Below are 15,513 nucleotides of genomic sequence, written 5' to 3'. Positions count from 1 at the left end.
AAGGGGCGGTCCCGGTCGGGACCGCCCCTTCGCCGTGCCACTCCGTCCGCTACTTCTTCCTGCCGCGCTTCTCACGCACCCGCACGGAGATGTGGATCGGCGTCCCCTCGAAGCCGAACTCCTCACGCAGCCGGCGTTCGATGAAGCGCCGGTATCCGGCCTCGATGAAGCCGGAGGCGAACAGCACGAATCGCGGGGGCTTGGTGCCCGCCTGGGTGCCGAACAGGATCCGCGGCTGCTTGCCGCCCCGCACCGGGTGCGGGTGGGCGGCGACCAGTTCCCCCAGGAAGGCGTTCAGCCTGCCCGTCGGAACCCGGGTCTCCCAGCCCTCCAGGGCCGCCTCGATCGCCGGGACCAGCTTCTCCATGTGCCGTCCGGTGCGCGCCGAGACGTTCACCCGCGGCGCCCACGCGACCTGGCCGAGTTCGGTCTCGATCTCCCGCTCCAGGTAGTAGCGGCGTTCCTCGTCGAGGGTGTCCCACTTGTTGTACGCGAGGACGAGCGCGCGGCCCGCCTCCACGGCCATGGTGACGATGCGCTGGTCCTGGACCGAGATGGACTCGGAACCGTCGATCAGGACCACGGCCACCTCCGCCTTCTCGACGGCTGCCGCGGTGCGGAGCGAGGCGTAGTAGTCGGCGCCCTGCTGGAGGTGGACGCGCTTGCGGATACCCGCGGTGTCGACGAACTTCCAGGTCTTGCCGCCCAGTTCGATCAGCTCGTCGACCGGGTCACGGGTGGTGCCGGCGATCTCGTTGACGACGACCCGCTCCTCGCCCGCGACCTTGTTCAGCAGCGAGGACTTGCCGACGTTCGGCCGGCCGATCAGGGCGACCCGGCGGGGGCCGCCGACCGCGGTACCAAAGGTCTGCGCCGGCGCCTCCGGCAGGGCCTGAAGGACCTGGTCCAGCATGTCGCCGGTGCCGCGGCCGTGCAGGGCGGAGACCGGGTGCGGCTCGCCGAGGCCCAGGGACCACAGGGAGGCCGCGTCGGCCTCGCCGCTCGGGCCGTCCACCTTGTTGGCGCAGAGCACGACCGGCTTGCCGGCCTTGCGCAGCAGCCGGACGACGGCCTCGTCGGTGTCGGTGGCGCCGACCTTGGCGTCCACCACGAAGACGACCGCGTCGGCGGCCTCGATCGCGTACTCGGCCTGGGCGGCCACGGAGGCGTCGATACCGAGGACGTCCTGTTCCCAGCCGCCGGTGTCGACGACCTTGAAGCGGCGGCCGGCCCACTCGGCCTCGTAGGTGACACGGTCGCGGGTGACGCCCGGCTTGTCCTCGACGACCGCCTCACGGCGGCCGATGATGCGGTTCACCAGGGTCGACTTGCCGACATTGGGCCGGCCGACGACGGCGAGCACGGGCAGCGGGCCGTGGCCCGCCTCCTCGATCGCGCCCTCGACGTCCTCGAGGTCGAAGCCCTCCTCCGCGGCGAGCTCCATGAACTCCGCGAACTCGGCATCGCCCAGCGACCCGTGATCGTGCTCGTGCGCATCCTCGTACGCCTCCGAGCCGTCGGGCTGGATGTGGTCGTTCATTGAAGTCCGTACCTCGTCGTTCATCGTGGTGATCGGTGGAACCCCGGACAGAACCCGTGATCCACTACTCGAGTGTCGCAGCGTCCGCCACGGAAAATCCTGGCGGACTTCCACGCCCGGTGAGACGCCTGGCCTCTTCCAGGTGGGCGGTGAGCTGCTTCTGGATGCGCTCGGTCGCCTCGTCCAGCGCCTTGCGCGTACGTCTGCCGCTGCCGTCTCCCGCCTCGAAGGGGTCGCCGAAGACGACGTCGACCCGGGAACGCAGCGGGGGCAGCGCCTTTATCAACCGTCCGGGGCGGTCGGAACTTCCCAGGACGGCGACGGGCACGATCGGCGCGCCGCCGCGTACGGCGAAGTACGCGAGACCCGCGCGGATCGCGGCGAAGTCGCCCTCGCCGCGTGTGCCCTCGGGGAAGATACCGAGGACGCCCCCCTGCTCCAGCACGCCGAGCGCCCGGGAGATCGCCGTGCGGTCGGTGCTGTGCCGGTCGACCTTCAGCTGCCCGATGCCGGTCAGGAAGGGATCGAGCGGCCCGACGAACGCCTCCTTCTTGATCAGGAAGTGCGTCGGCCGGGGCGCCACGCCCATGACCATGGGGCCGTCGACGTTGTGCGAGTGGTTCACGGCGAAGATCAGCGGACCGGTCGCGGGCACCCGCCAGGCACCCAGCACACGGGGCTTGAACAGCCCGTACATCAGGCCGACGCCGATGCGCCGCCCGACCTCGGCGCTCCGCACCGATGGAACGTCGGTCACTTCCTCGCCCGCTTCTCCTCGACGAGGGTGACGACACACTCGATGACCTGCTGAAGGGTCAGCTCGGTGGTGTCCACCTCGACCGCGTCCCCGGCCTTGGCCAGCGGGGAGGTCTTGCGGCCGGCGTCCGCCGCGTCCCGCTTGATCAGGGCCTCGCGGGTGGTGTGCAGATCGGCGCCCTTGAGTTCGCCGCTGCGGCGGGCGGCCCGCGCCTCCGCGGCGGCGGTGAGGAAGATCTTCAGGTCGGCGTCCGGCAGTACGGTGGTGCCGATGTCCCGGCCCTCGACGACGATGCCGGTGACGGCCGCGGAGGCGATGGTGCGCTGCAGCTCGGTGATCCGGGCGCGCACCTCGGGGACCGCGCTGACCGCGCTGACCTTCGAGGTGACGTCCTGCTCCCGGATGGGACCGGCCACGTCGACGCCGTCGACGGTGATGGTGGGACTCTTGGGGTCGGTGCCCGAGACGATCTCCGGCTTGCCCGCGACGGCGGCGATCGCGGACGGGTCCTCTATGTCGATGCCGTTGTTCACCATCCACCAGGTGATCGCCCGGTACTGGGCGCCGGTGTCCAGGTAGTTCAGGCCGAGCTGCGCCGCCACGGCCTTCGACGTGCTCGACTTGCCCGTGCCGGAGGGACCGTCGATGGCGACAATCACGGGCTTGGCGGCGCCGTTATCCACGGAGGAACACCTTCCTGGTGCGGTGGAGTGGGGTGTGCGGGGCGCGCACACGCCCCGCACCAGATTACCGGCCCCCCGGAACCCTTCCGACAAGCGGACGATCCGGTCCTTCGGGGGAAGCGAGCCGGATCGTCGCGGCAAGGCCGCGGCCCGCCCCGCAGGCCCCCGGACACCCACGGCGGCCCGCCCCCTCCACCACCGGGCCCCAGGCACCCACCCGTGGTGAGGGCCTGAAGGGGACGCCGACTCCTCGGTGGGAAGCCCGCGGGTCGTCACCGCAAGGCCGCGGCCCGCCCCACAGGCCCCCGGACACCCACCGCGGCCCGCCCCCTCCACCACCGGGCCCCAGGCACCCACCCGTGGTGAGGGCGGCCTGCGGGGGGAGCCGTCCCTTCGAGGGGAGAAGCGCAGGGTCATCACCGCGGGACCTCGGCCCGCCTCCGCGACTCCTGTACGCCCACCGCGGGGGCCCCGGCTCTCACCACCGGACCCCATGCCCGAGAGCTCTGCGCGGGCGGCGTGGGGCCCACCCGCGCTCGCTCATCACGGGCCCCGAGGACGTCCGCGCGGGCCCCGGACGGTCATGGCGGCGCCGGTGCCACCGTGGGCAGAGCCCGCCGCCGGAACCCCCGCCGGAACCCCCGCCGGAACCCCCGGCGGAACCCCCGGCGGGGTCCGCGCCGTCGCCACGGAGCCCCAGACCCTCAATACGGGCCCGGGACGGTCACTGCCGGATCGACCAGCCCCGTTCGCGCAGCCCCGCGGTGAGGACCGGGACCGCCCTGGGCTCCACCATGAGCTGCACCAGACCTGCCTGCTGCCCGGTCGCGTGCTCGATACGGACGTCCTCGATGTTGACCCCCGCGCGGTCGGCGTCGGCGAAGATGCGGGCCAGCTGGCCCGGCTGGTCGTCGATGAGGACCGCCACGGTCTCGTAGACGCGCGGCGCGGAACCGTGCTTGCCGGGGACCCGGACCTGCCCGGCGTTGCCACGGCGCAGCACGTCTTCGATACCGGTTCCGCCCTCGCGGCGCTTGTCCTCGTCGGAGGACTGCAGCGCGCGCAGGGCGCGTACGGTCTCCTCCAGGTCCCCGGCGACATCCGTGAGCAGGTCGGCGACCGGTCCGGGGTTGGCCGACAGGATGTCGATCCACATCCGGGGGTCGGAGGCGGCGATCCGCGTCACGTCGCGGATTCCCTGCCCGCACAGCCGTACGGCGGCCTCCTCGGCGTGCTCCAGGCGTGCGGCGACCATGCTGGAGACCAGGTGCGGCATGTGGGAGACGAGGGCCACGGCACGGTCGTGGGCGTCGGCGTCCATGACGACGGGCACGGCCCTGCAGTGCGAGACCAGCTCCAGAGCGAGGTTCAGCACCTCGGTGTCGGTGTCCCTGGCGGGGGTGAGCACCCAGGGGCGGCCCTCGAAGAGGTCACCGGTGGCGGCCAGCGGGCCGGACTTCTCCCGGCCGGACATCGGATGGGTGCCGAGGTAGGACGACAGGTCCAGCCCGCGCCCCTCCAGCTCGCGGCGCGGTCCGCCCTTGACGCTGGCCACGTCGATGTATCCACGGGCCGCGCCGCGGCACATGGCGTCGGCGAGCACGTCCGCCACATGGGCGGGCGGGGCGGCGACGATCGCCAGGTCCACCCGCCCGCCGGGCGCCTCGTCCGCCGTGCCGGCGCCGAGCGCGGCGGCCGTACGGGCCTGCTCCGGGTCGTGGTCGACGAGGTGGACGACGACGCCCCGCTGGGACAGGGCGAGCGCCGCGGAGGTGCCGATGAGACCGGTGCCGATGACGAGTGCGGTTCTCACTGGGCGATGTCCTTGCGCAGGGCGGCCGCGGCACCGAGGTACACATGGGCGATGTCGGCGCGGGGGCGGTCGGACTCGATGTGTGCGAGGACCCGGACCACGCGGGGCATGGCGCCCTCGATGTCGAGTTCCTGCGCGCAGATCAGGGGGACGTCGACGATGCCGAGCTTGCGGGCGGCGGCGGCCGGGAAGTCGCAGCGCAGATCGGGCGTGGCCGTGAACCAGATGCTGATCAGGTCGTCGGGGTGCAGGCCGTTGCGCTCCAGCACGGTGGTGAGCAGCTCGCCGACCCGCTCCTCCATGTGACCGGACTCGTCCCGCTCCAACTGGACGGCCCCCCGGACCGCGCGTACCGCCACGACGATGCTCCTTGCTGACGTGCGTGTCTGCTGTTCGGTCATCCAGCGTAGTCAGGCCCGGCCGGGGGCGGCGCCGGGCGCTCGCCCGCTGAGACGGGGCGACACGCACGATTGAGGGCACTTGTCCGCGATGTGCCGCATCTGCGGTGCTTTCGGTGTCAAGATGCCCGCACTGTGTCACCGCCCGCTTCCCCTCCCCCGGAGTGACGACATGCCCGCTCGCACCACACGCCGCACGGTCCTGCTGACGGCGGGCGCGGCGGCCCTGACCCCGGGCTGCGGCTCGGACGGCGGTGACGGCGACGAGGGCGGCTCGTCCCCCGGCGCGGGTACCGCGGGGCAGGAGCTGATCGCCTCCTCCGACGTGCCGGTGGGCGGCGGGACGGTCCTCAAGGACGAGAGGGTCGTGGTGACCCAGCCGCTGGAGGGCGTCTTCAAGGCCTTCTCGGCGATCTGCACCCACCAGAACTGCCTCGTGGCCGAGGTCGCGGACCGCACCATCAACTGTCCCTGTCACGGCAGCCGGTTCGGGATCAGCGACGGCGCGGTGGAGCAGGGCCCGGCGACCAGGCCACTGCCGGGGAAACGGATCACGGTGGAGGGAAATTCGATCCGTCTGGCGTGAACCGCCGCGTACGCTCCCCTGCCATGCGCCCCGAGAGCCTGGTCGGCGACCACACGATCTACGCCTGTGTCATGGGCTCCCGTGCCTTCGGTCTGGCCACGGAGGGCAGCGACACCGACCTCCGTGGCGTCTTCCTCGCGCCCACTCCCCTGTTCTGGCGCTTCGAGAAGCCGCCGACGCATGTCGAGGGGCCTGCCGAGGAGCAGTTCAGCTGGGAGCTGGAACGCTTCTGCCAGCTGGCGCTGCGTGCCAACCCCAACATCCTGGAGTGCCTGCACTCCCCGCTGGTGGAGTATGCCGACGACACCGGCCGCGAGCTGCTGTCCCTGCGCGGGGCGTTCCTCTCCCGCAGGGTCCACGAGACGTTCACGCGGTACGCCCACGGCCAGCGCCGCAAACTGGACGCCGACGTCCGCACCCACGGCGCCCCGCGCTGGAAGCACGCCATGCACCTGCTCCGCCTCCTGACCAGCGCCCGCGACCTGCTGCGCACGGGCTCGCTCACGATCGACGTCGGCGAGGGACGCGAGGCGCTGCTCGCGGTGAAGCGCGGCGAGGTGCCGTGGCCGGAGGTGGAGTCCTGGATGGCCCGGCTGTCGGAGGAGGGCGACCGGGCCGCCCGGCGCAGCCCGCTGCCCGAGGAGCCGGACCGGCGCCGGGTCGAGGACTTCCTCTTCCGCGCCCGTCGCGCCTCAGCCCTCCAGGCGGGTCCGTACGACGAGGTCGTGCAGGGCGTCGTGGGCCGTGGCGGCCTCGGGCAGGGCTGACACCGCCTGTGCCTCGTCCAGGACACCGTGCAGCCGCTCCACGTCGGCCCGTACACGTACGTGGTCGACGGGGGCGTCCCCGTGCTCGCGCTCGGCCTTGGCGGCGATCAGCTCCGGCAGATACTCCGGGGCCTCGCGGACCTCCCCGGTGAGCGTGGGCAGATGGGGCTGGATCTCACCGGAGCGCATCAGGTGGATCCCGGTGAGCAGCACCCGGAAGGTGTAGAGCAGCGGCTTCAGCTCGCCGGTCTTCTCGAACAGGCGCCACTGGGTCCGTGCGAAGCCCCGGTAGTGGTGGGCGTGGTGGCCGGTGAGGACGCCGGGGGCGAGCGCGGCCAGTTCCCGGTGGGTGGCGGTGGTGTGCACGACCAGCGGGGACAGCAACTGCTCCAGCACGTAGCCGTTGCGCCGCAGCATCAGACGGACGAACTTGCGCAGGTCGTGTGTGACGAGGTCCATCTCGACGCCGTCCCGGACCCACATCCGGGACCGCGTCTCGTCCGGCTCGCGCAGCCCGACGAGATCGGCGGCCGGCAGCAGGTGCGCGCCCCGCAGGTCCACGTCGGAGTCGCGGGACGGGAAGCCGTACAGATGCGCGCCGGAGACGGTGGCGAACAGCACCGGGTCGGGCTGTTCGGCGATCACCGGGCGCAGGTCGAGGTCCAGGACGTCGGTCATCGGTCAAGCGTCCCAGAGCGTTCCCAGTGCCATCAGCTCGTCCCGGTACTCGATGCGGTCCGCCCACTCGGCCGGCCAGGCGTCCGCGCCCAGGTACGCGCCCGCGAAGGCGCCCGTGAGGCAGGCGATGGAGTCGGAGTCCCCGGAGGTGCAGGCGGCACGGCGCAGGGCGGTGAGGGGTTCGTCGACGAAGAGGAGGAAGCAGAGCAGGCCGGTCGCCAGGGCCTCCTCGGCGATCCAGCCCTCGCCCGTGGCCAGGCACGGGTCGGTTTCCGGGGAGACGGTGCGTACGGCGTCCTGGAGGCGCCGGAGGATCTCCAGGCACTCGTCCCAGCCGCGGGCGATGAAATGCTCGGGGGTGGGGTCCTGGGCGCGGGTCCACAGGTCGCCGAGCCAGAACTCGTGGTACCGGGTGCGGTTCTCGTAGGCGTAGGAGCGCAGCAGTCCGACCAGGCCGGTGGGCTCGGCCCCCTGGGCGAGCAGCCGTACGGCGTGCGCGGTGAGGTCGGAGGCGGCCAGCGCGGTGGGGTGCCCGTGGGTGAGGGCCGACTGCAACTGGGCGGCGCCCGCGCGCTGTTCGTCGGTCAGGCCGGGGACCAGACCGATGGGCGCGACGCGCATGTTGGCGCCGCAGCCCTTGGAGCCGGTCTGGCTGGCGTCCTGCCAGCGCCGGTCCTCGCGGGACAGCAGATGGCAGGCCTTGAGGCAGGTGTTGCCGGGGGCGCGGTTGTTCTCCGGCGACCGCCACCACTCCACGAACTCCTCGCGCACCGGCCGCTCCAGCCGCTTCGGGGTGAGCGGTCCGCGGTCCAGCGCCGTGCGCAGCCCGTTCCCGAGAGCGAGTGTCATCTGGGTGTCGTCGGTGACGATCGCCGGCCTGGGCAGGTTCATCCCCCGCCAGGGGCCGAACTTGGCGAGAATCGACGGGACGTCGTTGAACTCGGTCGGGAAGCCCAGCGCGTCCCCGAGGGCGAGTCCGGTGAGCGCGCCTGTCGCGGCGCGCTTGGTGACGGTGGTCGTGGTCATGCGGGTCGTCCTTCCGGGGTCGGCCGGAGCAGCGGCGGGTGAAGGGTGGCGGCGGTGCCCGCGCGGTACAGCGCGGCGGGTTTGCCCCGGCCGCCGGTCAGACGCGCGGCGCCCGGGACGGCTTCGACGAATCCCGGGGTGGCGAGCACCTTGCGCCGGAAGTTGGGCCGGTCGAGGGCGGTGCCCCACACGGTCTCGTAGACCTGTCGCAGCTCCCCGAGGGTGAACTCGGGCGGGCAGAAGGCGGTGGCGAGGCAGGTGTACTCGAGCTTGGCGCCGACGCGGTCCCGCGCGTCCGCCAGGATCCGGTCGTGGTCGAAGGCGAGCTCCCGCGCGGAGTCGTACGGCGTCCAGCGGGCCTGGGCGGCGTCGCTGCCGCCGTGCGCCTCGGGCGCGTCCGGCAGCAGCGCGGCGAAGGCCACGGAGACGACCCGCATCCGGGGGTCGCGACCGGGTTCGCTGTAGGTCCGCAGCTGCTCCAGATGCAGCCCGGAGACGTCCGTCAGGCCCGTCTCCTCGCCCAGTTCGCGCCGCGCGGCTGCCTCCGCGGACTCGTCCGGCCGGACGAAGCCTCCCGGGAGCGCCCACCGGCCGGCGTACGGCTCCTCGCCACGCTCGACGAGCAGGACGTGCAGCGCGCCCGCGCGGAGGGTGAACACGGCGAGGTCGGCGGTGACGGCGAAGGGCTCGAAGGCGTACTTGTCGTAGCCGTCCATGACCCGCACCCCCTTTAATAGTCACCACGACTATAAAAGGGGGTGCGGTGAACTGACAAGGTCCGGCGGAGCTTCTAGAGCTCGACCTCCTGCATCAGCATCCCGACCTCGGTGTTCGACAGCCGTCGCAGCCAGCCCGACTTCTGGTCGCCCAGGGTGATCGGGCCGAATCCGGTGCGCACCAGCTTGTCCACCGGGAAACCGGCCTCCGCGAGCATGCGCCGCACGATGTGCTTGCGGCCCTCGTGGAGCGTCACCTCGACGAGGTAGTTCTTGCCGGTCTGCTCCACGACGCGGAAGTGGTCCGCGCGCGCGTAGCCGTCCTCGAGCTGGATCCCGTCCTTCAGACGCTTGCCCAGGTCGCGCGGGATCGGGCCGATGATGTGCGCGAGGTAGGTCTTCTTCACGCCGTACCGGGGATGGGTCAGCCGGTGCGCCAGCTCGCCGTGGTTGGTGAGCAGGATGACGCCCTCGGTCTCCGTGTCCAGCCGGCCGACGTGGAAGAGCCGGGTCTCACGGTTGGTGACGTAGTCACCGAGGCACTGCCGTCCCTCCGGGTCCTCCATGGTGGACACGACGCCGGCGGGCTTGTTCAGCGAGAAGAACTGGTAGGACTGCGTGGCGACCGTCAGGCCGTCGACCTTGACCTCGTCCTTCTCCGGGTCGACCCGGCGGCCCTGCTCCAGCACGATCTCGCCGTTGATCTCGACCCGCGCCTGCTCGATCAGTTCCTCGCAGGCGCGCCGGGAGCCGTAGCCGGCGCGCGCGAGCACCTTCTGCAGCCGCTCGCCCTCCTGCTCGGCGCCGGGGAAGGTCTTCGGCAGCTTCACGTCCTTCTTGCCCGCGTACCGGTCGCGGTTGCGCTCCTCGGCCCGGGTCTCGTACTCACGGGACGTGGCCGGGACCGAGCGCCCCCGCTGCAGGGGCTTCTTCGGCCCGCCCTTGGCGCCCCCGCGGGCCGCGGGTCCACGGCCCGACTTGGGACCGTCCTGGGTGGCGCCGGGGCCCACGTCGTAGCGCCGCTCCTCCGGGCGCGGCTTCTTCGGCCGGCCGCCCTGCCGGTCGTCGCGGTTGGTGCCGGCACCGCGCTGACCACCGCGGCCACCGCCGCTCCCGCCGCGGCCGCCGCTGTTGCCACCACGGCTCCCGCCGTTGTTTCCGCTGCTGTTCCTGCCGCTGCTGCTTCGCATCAAAGTTCCGTCTTGTCGTCTGCGTCCTCGGAATCCGGGGCGTCCGGATCGAACGACGGGACCCCTTCCTGCGTCTCGGCCTCGATCGCCTCCGCCTCCGGGAGGAAGGGCGCGAGCTCCGGGAGCTCGTCCAGACCGCGCAGGCCCATCCGCTCCAGGAAGTAGTTCGTCGTCGTGTACAGGATCGCACCTGTTTCGGGTTCCGTGCCCGCCTCCTCGATCAGACCGCGCTGGAGGAGGGTGCGCATCACGCCGTCGCAGTTGACTCCGCGCACGGCGGAGACGCGGCTGCGACTGACCGGCTGCCGGTAGGCGACGACCGCGAGGGTCTCCAGGGCGGCCTGGGTGAGCCGGGCCTGCTGGCCGTCCAGGACGAAGCGTTCGACCGCGGCGGCGTACTCGGGGCGGGTGTAGAAGCGCCAGCCGCCCGCGACGAGCCGCAGCTCGAAGCCGCGGCCCTGGACGGTGTACTCGTCCGCCAGCCGGCGCAGCGCGTCCGCGACCTGGCGCTCGGGCCGCTGAAGGATCCTCGCCAGGTGCTCCTCGGTCGCGGGCTCGTCCACGACCATGAGGACCGCCTCCAGGGCCGGCCCGAGGTCGAGGTCCGCGACGGTACGCGGCCCGTCGGGGGCCTGTGCTCTCTCCTCGCTCACGGCGTCCTCTCCTCCTGGTCCCGGGGCTGCTCGGGGGGCCGGTCGAACTCATCGGTGACCGTCGGCCCGGCGTCCCCGTCCCCGCCGGTCCAGCGCACGGTCAGTTCACCGAGCGCGGTCTCCTGGTCGAGGGCCACGGCCTTCTCGCGGTACAGCTCCAGCAGGGCGAGAAACCGGGCCACGACCGTGAGGGTGTCGTCCGTGTCCTCGACGAGGGTCCGGAAGCTCGCCTCGCCGAGTTCCCTCAGCCGCGCGACGACGATCCCGGCCTGTTCCTGGACGCTCACCAGGGGGGCGTGGATGTGGTCGACGTACACCTGCGGCTTGGGCCGGGGCTGCATCGCCTTGACGGCCAGCGCGGCGAAACCCTCGGGGCCGATGCTGATGACGACCTCGGGGAGCAGCTCCGCGTGGTGCGGTTCGAGTCCTACGGTACGGGGGTGGCGCCGGGCCTCCGCGTCGAGCCGCCGGTCGAAGATGTCGGCGATCCGCTTGTACGCGCGGTACTGGAGCAGCCGCGCGAACAGCAGGTCACGGGCTTCCAGCAGGGCGAGGTCGGCCTCGTCCTCCACCTCGGCGGCGGGCAGCAGGCGGGCCGCCTTGAGGTCGAGCAGGGTGGCGGCGACGACCAGGAACTCGGTCGTCTCGTCCAGGTCCCAGTCGGGCCCCAGGGCCCGGATGTACGCCATGAACTCGTCGGTCACCTTGGACAGGGCGACCTCGGTGACGTCCAGCTTGTGCTTCGCGATCAGCTGGAGCAGCAGATCGAACGGACCTTCGAAGTTCGCCAGCCGGACCTTGAACCGCCCGTCGCCCTCGGGGGCGTCCGGGGCCTCCGCGGACTGCGACTCTCCCGGCGCGCCCGCCGTCCCACCACCGCCCGGCGACGGCACCCCCGGCGCATCGCGATGCGCGGGCTTCTTCGGCGGACGTGCCGACGTTGCTGCCGGTGGAGGAGTCCGGTCCACACCGGCCGAACTCGAATTCCCCGACCCGGCGGAGCCCTCCGGCGACGTCACCGACGAGACGGACCCGGCACCGGCCATCCCGACCGGCCCCGGATCCCCCGGCCCGGCGTCGTCCGGTGACCGCGCCCCCGGCGTATCGGCACCAGACTCCCCCACCGGCGGCGACATCGGCACGCCCACCGAAGAAACCCCGGCACCGGCCATCCCGACCGGCCCCGGATCCCCCGGCCCGGCGTCGTCCGACGACGGCACCACCGGCGCATCGGCACCGGACTCCCCCACCGGTGGCGACATCGGCACGCCCACCGAAGAAGCCCCGGCATCGACCACACCGGCCTGGCCCGGATCCTCCGGCCCGGCGGCCCTCTCCGGCGACGGCGGCGCCGGAGGGGCCGCGGCCGGCGGGGGCGGGGCCGTCTCCGGGCCCCGGCCCAGGGTGCGGCGGCGGGGCGGCCGGTCGCCGGAGGCGGGTGCGTCGTTCGAGGTCATGGCCTCCGCAGGCTACCGCTACCGCCCGCGGAGACGTCGTACGAGGATGCTGGCGTCCCCGCGGCTCTCCAGGTCGGCGAGGACCACGGCGACCGCCTCACGGACGATGCGGCCGCGGTCGACGGCGAGGCCGTGCTCACCGCGCAGGACGAGACGCGCGTGCTCGAGGTCCATCAGCTCCTCGGCGGACACATACACGGTGATCTTCTCGTCGTGCCGCTCCCGGCCGCTGGGCCGCCGGGCCGCGGCTCTTCCCCGTTTACGCGGGGCCGCTCCCTCCTGCGCCTGTTGACGCCGCCCGGAGGAACCCGTCGCGCCGCGGCTGCGGGACTCACCGGCCTCGGCCGGGTCCGCGTCCGCCGCGACATGCTCCGCGCCCTCACCGTCGCCGCCCCGTACGGGCACGGACTGCGGCGCGTCCTCCTGCGCGGCCGCCGTGTCGCCCTCCCCCGCGGGAGCGGGAACACGGGCCTCGCCGTTGGCGCGCCGAGGTGAGGACGCCTGGAGCGCCATCCCCCCTGTGGTACGGAAGAGTTCGTCGGCCCCCGGCAGACTCACTCGGCGTGACACCGGGCGAGCACCTCCCTGGCGAGCTGGCGGTAGGCGGCGGCACCGACGGAGTTGGACGCGTACGTGGTGATCGGCTCACCGGCGACCGTGGTCTCCGGGAAGCGGACCGTACGCCCGATGACCGTGTGGTAGACGTGGTCGTCGAACGCCTCGACCACCCGCGCGAGCACCTCACGGCTGTGCACCGTGCGCGAGTCGTACATGGTGGCGAGGATCCCGTCGAGCTCCAGGTCGGGGTTGAGCCGCTCCTGGACCTTCTCGATGGTCTCGGTCAGCAGCGCCACACCCCGCAGCGCGAAGAACTCGCACTCCAGCGGCACGATCACCTTGTGCGCCGCGGTCAGCGCGTTGACCGTCAGCAGGCCGAGCGAGGGCTGGCAGTCGATCACGATGAAGTCGTAGTCGTCCATCAGCGGCTTCAGCGCCCGCTGCAGCGTGGACTCGCGCGCGACCTCGCTCACCAGCTGCACCTCGGCCGCCGACAGGTCGATGTTGCTGGGCAGCAGGTCCATGTTCGGGACCGCGGTCTTCAGCAGCACCTCGTCGGCCGCCATGCCCCGCTCCATGAGCAGGTTGTAGACGGTGAGGTCGAGTTCCATCGGGTTGACACCGAGTCCGACCGACAGCGCGCCCTGTGGGTCGAAGTCGACGAGCAGCACCCGGCGTCCGTACTCCGCGAGCGCGGCACCCAGGTTGATGGTCGACGTGGTCTTGCCCACGCCGCCCTTCTGGTTGCACATCGCGATGATCTTCGCGGGGCCGTGATCGGTCAGCGGACCCGGGATCGGGAAGTAGGGCAGCGGGCGCCCGGTCGGACCGACGCGCTCACGCCGCTGGCGCGCCGCGTCGGGCGCGAGCGTGGCCGCGTACTCGGGATCGGGCTCGTACTCGGCGTCGGGGTCGTAGAAGTGCCCCTCGGGCAGTTCGTCGTAGTCGGCGAGATGGTTGTGGGGCGCGCCACTTCCGTCGCCGGCCATGGCGTTCACGTGATGGCCATCCATGCTCTGGTGTGCTGGGTGAGTCGCCCCTGGAGCCCGGTGACTCCGGTGGGCTGCGAAGGTGCGCACAGCTACGGAGCCGACAGCAGCGAATCCCGCGGGCTCCTGGTCCGGCGCAGGCATTCCTGGTTGACCACCCCCGGGAGTAAATGTCGACTCATTCACAAGTCGTCTTACCTCCTTGGTGACCAGGAAACTTCTAGACAGGTCAGCGTGGCACCATGCCGACGATTGGCGACTCTATGGCGTGTCGGCCGTCCGCAGCAACACAATCCGCCGGACCCGACCCGACGAGTCGGCGATGAAACATCCCTCTGTCAAGGGCGTACGGCCGTCGCACGGCAGGATTCACGGGTGCGCGAATCGGTAGAAGGGTTACGTTCGAGGCGAGTTGTACAGGAATCAGGAAGTGACCATACACACATCCGGCCGGACCTCGTACGGCAAGGTCCGGCCGGGCGTGTGGCGTTGACGACCCAAGTTGACGTGTCGCCTTTACCGGGTGGTGACTTGGTCGACTTACCGTCCCTGGCGGCTCAGCCCAGCAGTTCGGCGAGTTCGACGTGCGCGAGGCCGTGGGCCTGGGCGACCCCCTGGTAAACGACCTTGCCGTCATGCGTGTTGAGGCCCTTGGCGAGTGCGGGGTCGCGCCGCAGCGCCTCCACCCAGCCCCGGTCGGCGAGTTCGACGATGTACGGCAGCGTGGCGTTGGTCAGCGCGTAGGTGGAGGTGTTGGGCACCGCGCCGGGCATGTTGGCGACGCAGTAGAACACCGACTCGTGGACCTTGAAGGTCGGCTCGGCGTGCGTGGTCGGGTGGGAGTCCTCGAAGCAGCCGCCCTGGTCGATCGCGATGTCGACAAGAACACTTCCAGCCTTCATCCGCGACACCAGCTCGTTGGTGACCAGCTTCGGCGCCTTGGCGCCCGGGACCAGCACCGCGCCGATCACCAGGTCGGCCTCCAGGCATGCCTTCTCCAGCTCGAAGGCGTTGGAGACGACGGTCTGGATCTTCGTGCCGAAGACCTTGTCGGCCTCCTTCAGCTTGTTGATGTCCTTGTCGAGCAGGGTCACGTGGAAGCCCATGCCGATGGCGATCTGCGCGGCGTTCCAGCCGGAGACGCCGGCCCCGATGACGACGGCCCGGCCGGCCAGCACGCCGGGGACACCGCCGGGAAGGACCCCGCGGCCCCCGTGGGCGCGCATCAGGTGGTAGGCGCCGACCTGGGTGGAGAGCCGGCCCGCGACCTCGGACATCGGCGCGAGCAGCGGCAGCCCGCGGCTGGGCAGCTCGACGGTCTCGTAGGCGATCGCGGTGGTACCGGACTCCAGCAGGGCGTCCGTGCACTCCTTGGACGCGGCCAGGTGCAGGTAGGTGAAGAGGGTCTGGTCCTTGCGCAGGCGGTGGTACTCCTCCGCGACCGGTTCCTTGACCTTCAGCAGCAGGTCGGCGGCGGCCCAGACCTCGTCGGCGGTGTCCAGGATCTGCCCGCCGGCGGCGATGTACTCGCCGTCCGGGACCGAGGAGCCGACGCCGGCGCCGCGCTCGATGACGACCTGGTGACCATGGCGCACGAGCTCGTGCACGCCGGCGGGGGTGATGGCCACCCGGAACTCGTTGTTCTTGACCTCGCGGGGGATGCCGACCTTCACGTGGATCACGGTCCTTGGCTCAGAGGATA

At 71.9% G+C, this 15,513-nt stretch carries 16 protein-coding genes; 2 read left to right on the top strand and 14 right to left on the bottom strand.

The genetic code is table 11. The features are described from left to right. Nucleotides 1-49: 49 nt before the first annotated feature. The 5 genes from der to aroH form a co-directional block, all read right to left on the bottom strand. On the bottom strand, nucleotides 50-1,540 hold the full coding sequence (gene der, locus ACIF9R_RS00175) for a ribosome biogenesis GTPase Der (RefSeq protein WP_399972085.1): 1,491 nt from the start codon (nucleotides 1,538-1,540) through the stop codon (nucleotides 50-52). A gap of 64 nt (nucleotides 1,541-1,604) precedes the next feature. Then, complete coding sequence (locus ACIF9R_RS00170) at nucleotides 1,605-2,297, bottom strand: lysophospholipid acyltransferase family protein (protein ID WP_399972082.1); 693 nt, start codon at nucleotides 2,295-2,297, stop codon at nucleotides 1,605-1,607. Further along, nucleotides 2,294-2,980 carry a (d)CMP kinase gene (gene cmk / locus ACIF9R_RS00165; RefSeq protein ID WP_399972079.1) on the bottom strand — a complete coding sequence of 229 codons (687 nt, stop codon included), beginning with the start codon at nucleotides 2,978-2,980 and terminating at the stop codon, nucleotides 2,294-2,296. Before cmk ends, ACIF9R_RS00170 begins: the two co-directional genes overlap by 4 nt. A gap of 724 nt (nucleotides 2,981-3,704) precedes the next feature. Further along, nucleotides 3,705-4,793: a prephenate dehydrogenase gene (locus ACIF9R_RS00160; RefSeq protein ID WP_399972077.1), complete on the bottom strand. Its 1,089-nt coding sequence runs from the start codon at nucleotides 4,791-4,793 to the stop codon at nucleotides 3,705-3,707. Beyond that, nucleotides 4,790-5,152, bottom strand: coding sequence for a chorismate mutase (gene aroH, locus ACIF9R_RS00155; RefSeq protein ID WP_399972074.1), 363 nt, complete (start codon nucleotides 5,150-5,152; stop codon nucleotides 4,790-4,792). Before aroH ends, ACIF9R_RS00160 begins: the two co-directional genes overlap by 4 nt. A gap of 211 nt (nucleotides 5,153-5,363) precedes the next feature. Between aroH and ACIF9R_RS00150 the strand changes: the two genes are divergently transcribed. Both ACIF9R_RS00150 and ACIF9R_RS00145 read left to right on the top strand, forming a co-directional pair. Further along, the gene (locus ACIF9R_RS00150) at nucleotides 5,364-5,777 is read left to right on the top strand and encodes a Rieske (2Fe-2S) protein (protein WP_399972071.1); all 414 of its coding nucleotides are present in this window, start codon (nucleotides 5,364-5,366) and stop codon (nucleotides 5,775-5,777) included. A gap of 23 nt (nucleotides 5,778-5,800) precedes the next feature. Further along, entirely contained in the window at nucleotides 5,801-6,544 is a 744-nt protein-coding gene (locus tag ACIF9R_RS00145; protein ID WP_399972069.1) for a DNA polymerase beta superfamily protein, read from the top strand. Here the strand turns inward: ACIF9R_RS00145 and ACIF9R_RS00140 are convergent. From ACIF9R_RS00140 to ald, 9 genes are all read right to left on the bottom strand, one after another. After that, nucleotides 6,470-7,222, bottom strand: a complete 753-nt coding sequence (locus ACIF9R_RS00140) for a DNA polymerase beta superfamily protein (protein WP_399972066.1) — start codon at nucleotides 7,220-7,222, stop codon at nucleotides 6,470-6,472. The genes ACIF9R_RS00145 and ACIF9R_RS00140 overlap by 75 nt on opposite strands. Nucleotides 7,223-7,225: 3 nt before the next feature. Next, nucleotides 7,226-8,248: an ADP-ribosylglycohydrolase family protein gene (locus tag ACIF9R_RS00135; protein WP_399972063.1), complete on the bottom strand. Its 1,023-nt coding sequence runs from the start codon at nucleotides 8,246-8,248 to the stop codon at nucleotides 7,226-7,228. Then, on the bottom strand, nucleotides 8,245-8,964 hold the full coding sequence (locus ACIF9R_RS00130) for an NUDIX hydrolase (protein ID WP_399972060.1): 720 nt from the start codon (nucleotides 8,962-8,964) through the stop codon (nucleotides 8,245-8,247). The genes ACIF9R_RS00135 and ACIF9R_RS00130 overlap by 4 nt, the downstream gene beginning before the upstream one ends. Nucleotides 8,965-9,038: 74 nt before the next feature. After that, nucleotides 9,039-10,154, bottom strand: coding sequence for a pseudouridine synthase (locus ACIF9R_RS00125; RefSeq protein ID WP_399972057.1), 1,116 nt, complete (start codon nucleotides 10,152-10,154; stop codon nucleotides 9,039-9,041). Continuing rightward, nucleotides 10,154-10,723 (bottom strand): SMC-Scp complex subunit ScpB, encoded by a 570-nt coding sequence (gene scpB / locus ACIF9R_RS00120; protein WP_399972994.1) that lies wholly within the window; start codon nucleotides 10,721-10,723, stop codon nucleotides 10,154-10,156. The genes ACIF9R_RS00125 and scpB overlap by 1 nt, the downstream gene beginning before the upstream one ends. Nucleotides 10,724-10,803: 80 nt before the next feature. Then, entirely contained in the window at nucleotides 10,804-11,853 is a 1,050-nt protein-coding gene (locus ACIF9R_RS00115; RefSeq protein ID WP_399972054.1) for a segregation and condensation protein A, read from the bottom strand. A gap of 429 nt (nucleotides 11,854-12,282) precedes the next feature. Continuing rightward, nucleotides 12,283-12,834 carry a hypothetical protein gene (locus ACIF9R_RS00110; protein WP_399972052.1) on the bottom strand — a complete coding sequence of 184 codons (552 nt, stop codon included), beginning with the start codon at nucleotides 12,832-12,834 and terminating at the stop codon, nucleotides 12,283-12,285. Further along, on the bottom strand, nucleotides 12,819-13,820 hold the full coding sequence (locus ACIF9R_RS00105) for a ParA family protein (protein ID WP_399972049.1): 1,002 nt from the start codon (nucleotides 13,818-13,820) through the stop codon (nucleotides 12,819-12,821). Before ACIF9R_RS00105 ends, ACIF9R_RS00110 begins: the two co-directional genes overlap by 16 nt. A gap of 548 nt (nucleotides 13,821-14,368) precedes the next feature. Further along, nucleotides 14,369-15,493, bottom strand: coding sequence for an alanine dehydrogenase (gene ald / locus ACIF9R_RS00100; protein ID WP_399972046.1), 1,125 nt, complete (start codon nucleotides 15,491-15,493; stop codon nucleotides 14,369-14,371). Nucleotides 15,494-15,513 lie beyond the last annotated feature (20 nt).

Origin of the sequence: Streptomyces sp. NPDC086080 (genome assembly GCF_044540255.1) — a bacterium.
In the GTDB taxonomy this organism is placed as follows: Bacteria; Actinomycetota; Actinomycetes; order Streptomycetales; family Streptomycetaceae; genus Streptomyces.
The sequence above is the reverse complement of the archived record's forward strand: the minus strand, read 5'-3'. Positions and strand labels throughout refer to the sequence as shown.